Source organism: Mesorhizobium sp. M7A.F.Ca.US.006.04.2.1 (assembly GCF_004022915.1).
GTDB lineage: Bacteria > Pseudomonadota > Alphaproteobacteria > Rhizobiales > Rhizobiaceae > Mesorhizobium > Mesorhizobium ciceri.
In genome coordinates, this window is the sequence record NZ_RZQA01001207.1 from 1 (window position 1) to 1,403 (window position 1,403).

The 1,403-nt window shown below is 58.4% G+C and carries 2 protein-coding genes and 1 pseudogene; 2 read left to right on the plus strand and 1 reads right to left on the minus strand.

What is annotated here, in order from left to right:
- Window positions 1-277 (minus strand): annotated as a pseudogene (locus EN925_RS35845) (PAS domain S-box protein); the annotation flags it as partial.
- Between the two features lie 278 nt (window positions 278-555).
- Here EN925_RS35845 and EN925_RS35850 point away from each other — a divergent pair.
- Together EN925_RS35850 and EN925_RS35855 are read left to right on the plus strand one after the other, a co-directional pair.
- The gene (locus EN925_RS35850) at window positions 556-804 is read left to right on the plus strand and encodes a hypothetical protein (RefSeq protein WP_013525118.1); all 249 of its coding nucleotides are present in this window, start codon (window positions 556-558) and stop codon (window positions 802-804) included.
- Window positions 805-915: 111 nt separating this feature from the next.
- Window positions 916-1,200, plus strand: coding sequence for a hypothetical protein (locus EN925_RS35855; RefSeq protein WP_027161872.1), 285 nt, complete (start codon window positions 916-918; stop codon window positions 1,198-1,200).
- Window positions 1,201-1,403: the final 203 nt, after the last annotated feature.

Genomic DNA, 1,403 nt, shown 5'->3' on the forward strand with positions numbered 1-1,403 from the left:
AATCATCGACATAGGAGCCGTAGTCCCTGAAGTTCAGAGTTCCGGCCAGACTTCGGATTCCCGGCGCGTTCCAGTCTCTGTCGATGACTATCGTTTCTTTCTCGAGATCGATCGTGCCATATCCGGCTCGACTGATGCCAAAATGCTTCCCAAGCAATTCCGCTGCCGCAAATGCCAGTTCGGCAGGATCATCGATCTCCCGAATCCTGTCACCCAACCCCGCCAGAAGCTGGAAGCGCTGCACTTCAGACGAACGTTCGCGTGACGTGACTCCCATTTCGCCCCCGGTTGGTCGGACTAGATAATGCCGTCAGTCGCGAAGAGTTCCAGGCGCCGGACAACAGGTCGGGGCTAGGCCGCCGACGCATTGCGAAGAAACTTGCGTCACGACAGCCAAGGACAACTCCATATGCGCCCTCAACGGGCGAACGACGCGCCGTGCATCATAGTTTAATGACACCTGCTGGGCTGTGCCGCATAAAGCCATTGTCAGCGGCTGTGTAACGGGCGCCGCTGCTTGGGAGCAATCCCACTGTAGCCGAATAGGAGCGCCTGATGCTTAGCCGACCAACCCGCACGAATACGGAAGCTCTCTACCCCAGTGACCTGAACATCCTTCGCGACGCGTTCGACGCGCTGTGCCAGGAATTTGCTATCTTGCCCGACACGGCGGCGGCCAACGCCGTAGCGAGAGAGCTGATCAGGTTGTTTGAAACAGGAATGACGGAAGCGGCCACACTGATGATCGCCGTGCGCGCACGTTGGCAAGGCGACTGGGAGATGGGAGGCAGCAATGCTGCCTGAGGTTTGATGATCAAGCGCAATCAACCCGCTGCATCCTTTTCGACACCGCCGCGTTGAGCGTCAAACCTGCCAGAAATGTCCGATGCGCTGGCACAATGACTGGAGCGACCGATGCCGAAATTTCGCTTCGAGTTTATCGAAGGCATGGCCCAGCCTGCAATCTTTGCCGATATGGCTGATCGAGATGAGGCTGTCAGAGAGGCGAAGCGTGCAGCCAAGGAGGCCATGCTCGACGGAATTGTCGATGGCGTGGACCCGACCAGTTGGGTGACGAAGGTTTACGACGAAGCAGGCTATCTCGTCGCCACTCTCGGATTCCAGGATCTGGTCGCCGCGCCCAGGGATACGGAAGAGTTCAAGGAAACAGAGGAGCCAGGCGTCTTGCGATCGGGTTGAAGCCGGTTTCTCCGCTGTCGCCATCGAGCCAGATGTTGCGGCCGCCGGGCAGATCACGCCGTGACCCGAAAAAGACCGTTTCTGGCTGGTGCGGACAGCCTTTTTGTTTAATCTCCGAAAGACGCGCAGAGGCTGCAACACGGCTTCAGCCCACCTCGACGCTCTCGAGACGGGCGCGCGGGAGTTGAGATGCGATGCATAGA